The following is a 6,656-nucleotide window of genomic DNA, read 5'->3' as shown; positions in this document are numbered from 1 at the left end:
CTCGGCGGCCGCCGGCGCCCGCCTGATCCACATCTCCACGGACGCCGTCCACGCCGGCCGCGACACCCCCTACGCCGACGACGAGCCGCCGTCGCCGGTCTACGCGTACGGTGCCGCCAAGGCCGCGGCCGAGACGGCGGTCCGCGCGATCGACCCGGCCGCCGCCCTGGTCCGCACCTCGCTGATCATCGGCGACGCCCGCAGCAAGCAGGTCACCATGGCCCTGGAGCTGGCCCGCGGCACCCGCGAGGGTTTCCTCCTCGCCGACGAGATCCGCCGCCCGATCGACGCCACCGACCTGGCCGCCGCCGTCCTCGAGCTGTCCGCCACCGATCACGCGGGCCCCATCAACATCGCCGGCCCGCACGACATCTCCCGCGCCGACCTGGGCCGAGCCGTCGCCGCCGCCCACGGCCTCGACCCGGCCGCCATCCCGGTCCGCACCACCGCCGGCAGTGGCCTCGGCCCCCCGTCCCGGCATCCTCCGCCTCGACAGCACCCGCGCCACCAAGCTGCTGACCACCCGCCTCCGCCCGGTCGCCGAAGTCCTCGCCGGCCGTCACGATGGGTGAATTCCTGGACGCGACCCTGGCCCGGGTCCCGGGCGGCTTCGACTTCGCCGAGCCGTTGCGGCTGCTGTTCGCGTGGGTCGAGACGCAGGGGCGCGTGGTGACGGGCGACGACGGAAATCTGTACGGCTTGCTCTCCCGTGATGCGAACGTCGGCACCGCCGTGGAGCTTCGCGGCTACACCTCGGACGAGACCGCGTCCTACGTGAGCGCCTGGTTCGGGGACGTGGCCGGTGCTCCGGCCGCACGGCTGTGGCCGTTCGCGCAGACCGGCGGGGACGGCTCGATGGCGGCGCTGTGGCTGGACGACGAGCGGCACACCCGCATCGTCCACCTGGGATCCGGGAGCGGATCGCTGCTGACGTGCGTGCTCGCCGGGAGCGCCCTCGACTTCCTGCGGCTGCTGGCGATCGGCTATCCGGAGATCTGCGTCAACGAGGAGTTCGCCGACCCGCCGCGGCCCTGGGACGACGACGGCGACACGGTCAACGCCCCCTATCGCGACTGGGTGCAGCGGACCTTCGGCGTCACCGTCCCGGCGACCGCGCTCGAGATCGTGCCGGAGCCGGCGGAGATGGGGGACGAGAACACCCGTGATCCCTTCTGCCGCTGGGTCGGCGAGCTGCAGGCGACGAGGTGGCCGGATCGTCAGCCGTGACCCACGCGGCATGACGAGGGGATGCTGGGACGGCCTTCCCCTCGTCGAGCGGCTGGCTGATCAGGTGGGAGAACGGGCTGCTGGTCAAGCCGGCGGACTGATCAGGTCGGTGGCGTGGCGCCCGGCGGCGAGCAGGGCGGGGTCCGGGTCGGCTTCCCAGGCCTCGACCGCCGCGTCCGCGAACTTGATGGCGTGCGCGTCGCCCGAGTCCGCGGCCCGGTCGAGCACGGACGCCGCGTCCCCCGCCGGCACGTGCACGTGCTGCGGCTCGGCGGGGGAGTAGGCCGCCGTCACCGCGGCGCAGGCGGCCCAGGCCGCCTCGAGGCTCGGGGCGTGCAGCGCCGCGGGGAGGGCGGGCAGCGTACGCAGCACAGCCGCCGGGGCGGTCGCCGCGTGCACCATCATGACCGGGTTGCCGTACCCGTAGCGGGTGTGGCGGCGGACGGCGGCCGCGACGACGGCAGCCAGCCTGCCCCGCACCTCGCCGTCGCCGGGGATGGCGCCGGCCGTGGCGGGCCAGCCGGGCAGGTCCGCGAGCTGGGCGAGCCGGTTGCGGATGCCGAAGCGCTGGTCCGGGACAGCCGGTACGGCGTCCAGCGCGGCCCGCGGGTCCCGGCGGGCGTAGGGCCCGTGGCCGGCCGGGGCGAGCGGCTGCCAGCGGGCGGCCCAGTAGGCGAGGCCCTGGCCCAGCTCGGCGACCCGGGGAGCGGTCTCCTCGGCGAGCAGGGCGCGGACGGCGTGACCGACCCGGATCACCCCGTGCGTGGCGCCGGCGGCGATGCCGGGGAGCAGGCGGGGCCACCACAGCGCGAGCACGTCGCGCCAGGGGGCCTCGGCCGTCTCCCGGTCGAAGTACGCGATCCAGTCCCCGGTGCGCACCGGGTCCCCGAGCGGGTCGCGCCACTCGTCGCGGGCGATCGGCGCGATGCCCCGGGGAACGTCCGTCAGCAGGTCGCGATAGCCGTCGATCCAGCGGGGCACGAGGTCCTCGCGCCCGTGGCGGGTCAGCGCCTCGGCGGCCATGGGGGCGTGGTTGGACAGCCAGCCGTTGCGCTCGGGGCCGGTGCGCCGCAGGGTGACAAGCACGTCGTCGTAGCTCATTCTCCGACTGTGCGACCTCACCTCGACGTGAGGTCAAGCCTCATCGCGGGGTCGGAGGTGCGCCGGAAGCCGAGCGACTCGTAGAGCCCCAGGCCCTCGGGCGAGGCGCGCAGGTCGATCTTCGTCACGCCCCGGGCGGCGTACCACTGGAGCAGGCCCTCCATGCAGGCGCGGGAGTAGCCGCGGCGGCGGTACTCGGGATGGGTGGCGACGCTGTAGACGTACCCGACGAGGCCCGAAGGGTTGCGCGGACCCGGCAGCCGCTCGTCGACCGCGCCCACGACGGAGGCCGCGAGCCCCGGGCCGTCGGGGGCGTCCACCACGAAGGCGGCCAGCGAGTCGCCGCCGAGCCGGCTGCGCAACCGGTCGGCGCCGGCGCTCTGCCAGGGGCCGTCGGTGACGGGGTCGCCCATGGAGGAGAGCAGGACGGCACGGAGGCGCATCAGTTCGTCGGCGTCGGCGGCGTGGGCCAGGCGGGCAATCATGGTTGCACAATATCTGTGCACAAGTATTGTGCATAGCCATGGAAGTGCATCTCTCCGGGAAGCAGATCCGGGTGCTGGCGCACCCGCTGCGGGCCCGGCTGCTCGGGGCGCTGCGCCTGGCCGGGCCCGCCACGGCCACCAAGCTCGCCGGGCGGCTCGGCACGAACACCGGCGCCACCAGCTACCACCTGCGGCAACTCGCCGAGGTGGGGCTGGTCGCGGAGGACGACACGCCCGGGCGCGGCCGGGAGCGCTGGTGGCGTGCCGCGCACGAGTCGAGCAGCTGGGACAACGACGACTTCGCCGGCGACCCGGACGCCCGGGCCGCCGCCGAGTGGATGCAGAACTTCTGGCTGCACCGCTTCACCGAGCAGGCCGAGGCGTGGCACCGCAACCAGGGCAACGACTCGAAGGAGTGGCGGGCCGCCGCGAGCTTCTCCGACTACTGGCTGGAGCTGAGCGCCGAGCAGCTGGACGCGCTGACGTCGGAGATCGACGCGGTGATCGAGCGCTATCGCTCCCTGCCCGCCCAGGCGGACGCCCGCAAGGTCAACTACTACGTGTACGGCTTCCCGCGGCAGGCGGACGGCTCATGACCGCCCAGCAGGCGCGCCGGCGCTTCCTCGTGCTGACCGCGCTGCGGTGGCTGCCCGTCGGCCTGATGATCCCGGTCGGCGTACTGCTGCCCCTCGAACGCGGCCTGACCCTGGCGCAGTGGGGCTCGGCCGCGGCCGTGCAGGGCCTGATCGTGCTCTTCCTGGAGTTGCCGACCGGCGGACTCGCCGACGCCATCGGCCGCCGCCCGGTGCTGCTCCTCGCCGGCGTCATCGACATCGTGGCGCTCGGCCTGCTGACGTTCGCCGACTCGGTGCTGATCTTCACCCTCTACTTCGTTCTGCAGGGCTTCTATCGCGCGCTGGACAGCGGGCCGCTCGACGCCTGGTACGTCGACCACGCCCTCGCCGCCGACCCCGGCGCCGACATCGAGACCGGCCTCGCACACAGCGGCACGGTGCTCGGCGTCGCCATCGGGGCGGGCGCCCTGATCACCGGCGGACTGGTCGCCTTCGGGCCGCTGGGGCTGACGTTGCCGGTCTACGGCGCGCTGCTGTGCCAGCTGGTCGCCGTCGTCGCCGTCGGAGTGCTGGTGACGGAGGATCGTCCGGCTCGCGGGGTGGTCGCGCTGCTGGCGTCCGTACGCGGGGTGCCCGCGGCCGTCGCCGGCGCGCTCGGCCTGCTCCGCCGATCCCGGATCATCGTCGCCCTGATCGCGGTCGAGCTCTTCTGGGGCTTCGGGATGGTCGCCTTCGAGAGCCTGACCCCGGTCCGGCTCGCCGACGTGCTCGGCGACGCCGACCGCGCGTCCGCCCTGATGGGACCCATCGGCTCGGTCGGGTGGCTCGCCTCGGCGGCCGGGGCGGCGCTCATCCCCTTCCTGGTACGCCGCATCGGGGCCCCGTGGACCGGCTTCACGCTGCGGCTGGCCCAGGGGGTGACGGTGGCGGGGATGGCGCTCTTCGCGGGGCCGGTGGGCGTGGTCGCGTCGTACCTGGTCTGCTATGCCGTGCACGGCGCCTCCTCGCCCGTACACATGGGACTGTTGCACCGCCAGGTCGAGGGACCCTATCGGGCAAGCCTGCTCTCCCTGAACTCCATGGTGGCCATGCCGGCCGGCTCGGTGGGCATGATCGTGCTCACGGCGATCGCCTCCGGGGCCTCCCTGGTGACCGCGCTGGCCGTCGGGGCGGTCGTGCTGGCCGTCGCCGCTCCTCTTTACCTGGTCGCGAGGCGTCCTCGGTTTGCGGCCGAGCCCCAGGGGGGTATCAGCACCTCAGTGCTCTCACCCCCCTGATGGAGGCCCTCATGCTCGCGATCGCCGCGGCAGTCGTTTTCGGCATCTACCTGCTGCTCGACCTGTTCGACGTGCAGACCAGCGACCTCTTCAACTTCCCGACGTTCGCGTCCCTCGGGCTGCTGCTGCTCTCGCTCTACCTGGCCGGCGTGGGCAGCGGCCCGCGGGCCGGCTCGGGCGGCGGCAGCGGCCGCCGGTTCTACGGCCGTCGCCCCGGCCGCGGCTGACAGTCCCGCCCTCGGCCCGCTCTTTTGGTGCATTTCCGGCACCGGAGGGCGGGCCGGTACTGTTTCTGCCGATGGAAACCGACGGACTCTTCACGCTGGGAACCTCGGAGCCGCCGGCCGCTGTGCCGCCCGCGGGCTCCGAGGTTCCGCGCTACTCCGTCGACTCGCCGCTGCCCGTCCGCATGCGCCCGGCCGGCCTCGACGAGCTGGTCGGCCAGCAGCACCTGCTCGCCCCCGGCGCGCCGCTGCGGCAGCTGGTCACCGGCAGCAGCCCGATGTCGGTCATCCTCTGGGGGCCGCCGGGCACCGGCAAGACCACGATCGCGCACCTGGTCGCCGGGGCGACCGACCGCAAGTTCGTGTCCATGTCCGCGCTCACCGCGGGCGTCAAGGACGTGCGCGCGGTCATCGACACGGCCCGTCACGAGCGGCGCCGGGGCGGGCCGCCGACCGTGCTGTTCATCGACGAGGTGCACCGCTTCAGCAAGACCCAGCAGGACTCGCTGCTCGCCGCCGTCGAGGACCGCACGGTGACGCTGCTCGCGGCGACCACCGAGAACCCGTACTTCTCGGTCATCTCGCCCCTGCTCTCCCGCTGCGTGCTGCTCACCCTGCACTCGCTCGGCGAGGACGACGTCCGGGGCCTGCTGCGCCGCGCGATCACCGACGAGCGCGGCCTGGGCGGGGCGGTCACCCTGACTGCCGAGGCCGAGGACCATCTCGTACGGCTCGCAGCCGGCGACGTCCGCAAAGCCCTCACGGCGCTCGAGGCGGCAGCGGGGTCGGCGCGGGCCCAGGGCGTCACCGAGATCGACCTCGCCACCGCCGAGAAGGCCGTCGACGTGGCCGCCGTGCGCTACGACCGCGACGGCGACGCGCACTACGACATCGTCAGCGCCTTCATCAAGAGCATGCGCGGCTCCGACCCCGACGCCGCCATGCACTACCTGGCCCGCATGCTCGTCGCCGGCGAGGACCCCCGGTTCATCGCGCGCCGCATCGTCATCTTCGCCAGCGAGGACGTCGGCATGGCGGACCCGCAGGCGCTGCTCGTGGCCACCGCCGCCGCGCAGGCCGTGCAGAACGTGGGTCTGCCGGAGGCCGGCCTCAACCTCGCCCAGGCCGTCATCCACCTCGCCACGGCGCCCAAGTCCAACTCGGCGACCACCGCCCTGTCCGCCGCGATGGCCGACGTCCGCGCCGGCCGTGGCGGCCCGGTCCCGCCCCACCTGCGCGACGCGCACTATCAGGGCAGCAAGGGCCTCGGCCACGGGCGCGGATACCGCTATCCCCACGACGACCCCAAGGGTGTTGTGAGGCAGCAGTACGTGCCGGATGATCTGACCGGCGCGGAGTACTACCGTCCTACCGAGCACGGGGCCGAGCGCGCGCTGGCGGAGCGCTTGCCTCGCTTGCGCAAGATTGTCCGGGGCGCAGCGTTCGCGGGGGGTGCTGCTTCCTCCGGAGGTGCCCCTCCTTCCCAGGGCGCTGCTTCTTCCGGGGTCGGTGCTTCTTCCGGGGGTGCTGCTTCTTCCGGGGGCGCCGGCGGTTCGGCTTCGTCGGCTCGGCGGGCGGCCTCCTCGCGAGACGCCGGCGGTGCGGGGGGAGTAGCTTCGTCGGCTGGCAGCTCCGGTGGGGCGGGTTCGTCCGCCGAGCCGGGGTCTTCCGGCGGGGCGGGCTCGTCCGCTGGGACAGGCTCTTCCGGCGGGGCAGGCTCTTCCGCCGGGGCGGGGGCCACCGGCGGGGCGGGCCGGAGCACGGAGA

General features: G+C 74.0%; 7 protein-coding genes and 1 pseudogene. 6 read left to right on the top strand and 2 right to left on the bottom strand.

Annotation, left to right across the window (positions count from 1 at the left end):
* Both RBH18_RS42415 and RBH18_RS42410 read left to right on the top strand, forming a co-directional pair.
* Nucleotides 1-673, top strand: a 673-nt coding sequence (locus tag RBH18_RS42415) for a sugar nucleotide-binding protein (protein ID WP_306216180.1), incomplete at its 5' end; no start/stop codon positions are given.
* Nucleotides 565-1,227 (top strand): hypothetical protein, encoded by a 663-nt coding sequence (locus RBH18_RS42410; RefSeq protein ID WP_306216179.1) that lies wholly within the window; start codon nt 565-567, stop codon nt 1,225-1,227. The genes RBH18_RS42415 and RBH18_RS42410, both read left to right, overlap by 109 nt.
* Before the next feature lie 84 nt (nt 1,228-1,311).
* Here the strand turns inward: RBH18_RS42410 and RBH18_RS42405 are convergent, their stop codons facing one another.
* Nucleotides 1,312-2,328 (bottom strand): questin oxidase family protein, encoded by a 1,017-nt coding sequence (locus tag RBH18_RS42405; RefSeq protein WP_306216178.1) that lies wholly within the window; start codon nt 2,326-2,328, stop codon nt 1,312-1,314.
* 17 nt (nt 2,329-2,345) lie between these two features.
* Complete coding sequence (locus RBH18_RS42400) at nt 2,346-2,813, bottom strand: GNAT family N-acetyltransferase (protein WP_306216177.1); 468 nt, start codon at nt 2,811-2,813, stop codon at nt 2,346-2,348.
* Between the two features lie 38 nt (nt 2,814-2,851).
* Between RBH18_RS42400 and RBH18_RS42395 the strand changes: the two genes are divergently transcribed.
* From RBH18_RS42395 to RBH18_RS42380, 4 genes and pseudogenes are all read left to right on the top strand, one after another.
* On the top strand, nt 2,852-3,409 hold the full coding sequence (locus tag RBH18_RS42395; RefSeq protein WP_306216176.1) for an ArsR/SmtB family transcription factor: 558 nt from the start codon (nt 2,852-2,854) through the stop codon (nt 3,407-3,409).
* Nucleotides 3,406-4,665 (top strand): MFS transporter, encoded by a 1,260-nt coding sequence (locus RBH18_RS42390; protein ID WP_306216175.1) that lies wholly within the window; start codon nt 3,406-3,408, stop codon nt 4,663-4,665. Before RBH18_RS42395 ends, RBH18_RS42390 begins: the two co-directional genes overlap by 4 nt.
* Nucleotides 4,666-4,676: 11 nt before the next feature.
* Nucleotides 4,677-4,892 (top strand): hypothetical protein, encoded by a 216-nt coding sequence (locus RBH18_RS42385; protein WP_306216174.1) that lies wholly within the window; start codon nt 4,677-4,679, stop codon nt 4,890-4,892.
* Nucleotides 4,893-4,963: 71 nt separating this feature from the next.
* A pseudogene (locus RBH18_RS42380) lies at nt 4,964-6,421 on the top strand (replication-associated recombination protein A); the annotation flags it as partial.
* Nucleotides 6,422-6,656 lie beyond the last annotated feature (235 nt).

It is taken from the genome of Actinoplanes oryzae (genome assembly GCF_030757795.1).
In the GTDB taxonomy this organism is placed as follows: Bacteria; Actinomycetota; Actinomycetes; order Mycobacteriales; family Micromonosporaceae; genus Actinoplanes.
Note: the sequence above shows the minus strand (reverse complement) of the source record. Positions and strands in the feature narration are given on the sequence as shown.

What these genes read in the sequence shown, in the direction of transcription:
- RBH18_RS42390 (WP_306216175.1), top strand. Translation starts at nt 3,406, where the DNA reads ATGACCGCCCAGCAGGCGCGCCGGCGCTTCCTCGTGCTGACCGCGCTG.
- RBH18_RS42410 (WP_306216179.1), top strand. Translation starts at nt 565, where the DNA reads ATGGGTGAATTCCTGGACGCGACCCTGGCCCGGGTCCCGGGCGGCTTC.
- RBH18_RS42400 (WP_306216177.1), bottom strand. Translation starts at nt 2,813, where the DNA reads ATGATTGCCCGCCTGGCCCACGCCGCCGACGCCGACGAACTGATGCGC.
- RBH18_RS42385 (WP_306216174.1), top strand. Translation starts at nt 4,677, where the DNA reads ATGCTCGCGATCGCCGCGGCAGTCGTTTTCGGCATCTACCTGCTGCTC.
- RBH18_RS42405 (WP_306216178.1), bottom strand. Translation starts at nt 2,328, where the DNA reads ATGAGCTACGACGACGTGCTTGTCACCCTGCGGCGCACCGGCCCCGAG.
- RBH18_RS42395 (WP_306216176.1), top strand. Translation starts at nt 2,852, where the DNA reads ATGGAAGTGCATCTCTCCGGGAAGCAGATCCGGGTGCTGGCGCACCCG.